The following is a 603-nucleotide window of genomic DNA, read 5'->3' on the forward strand; positions in this document are numbered from 1 at the left end:
GTAAAATAAACGTAAGTACCAGGTTTTCATTAGAAAGGTGGTGAGAATTTGAAAAGATTCTTCATATCAAAATCCTTTTTGATTTCTTTTATTGCTGCTGTTTTATTCTTTGGGTTCCAGGTTAATGTTGATGGTGCGAACATTGTAGTGGTAGTGAACATACTAGGGATTGGTCTAGTTGTCGGTATAGTTATTACCGCTATCGTGCGCCTCCTCTCAAGGTTTAGATCAGCAAATGGTTAAAATAAAAAATCCCCTCCAAGTATAGTGTAACGCCGCTTATAAAATTGGGCTTTTTTGTCTACTTAAAGGGGATAATATCATTTGGAAGGGCTTTTCATTTATTTTTGTTTCACTTCAATATATTTAGATGCAGCCGTGATGTATAAACCTGATTTCAATTTATACATTTTTGATCCGTTTACGCTGACAGCTTTATCAATCGTAAACGCTTCACCCGGCTTTACTTTTTTGTACTTCGCTGACCAATTCGGCTTATTGTATACCCATAGCCACCCATCGGTATTCGGCTTCACCACGGCCATTTTAACGCCTTTGGGTTCTTTTTTAGAGTTTGTTTTAGATGATGAAGATACCTTTTTT

At 36.5% G+C, this 603-nt stretch carries 1 protein-coding gene; it reads right to left on the bottom strand.

Features of this window, described 5'->3' with window-relative positions:
- Positions 1-341 precede the first annotated feature (341 nt).
- Positions 342-603, bottom strand: a 262-nt coding sequence (locus LC033_RS16675) for a DUF5776 domain-containing protein (RefSeq protein ID WP_226570361.1), incomplete at its 5' end; no start/stop codon positions are given.

The sequence above is a fragment of the Bacillus stratosphericus genome, assembly GCF_020524495.1.
Classification (GTDB): domain Bacteria; phylum Bacillota; class Bacilli; order Bacillales; family Bacillaceae; genus Bacillus; species Bacillus stratosphericus_B.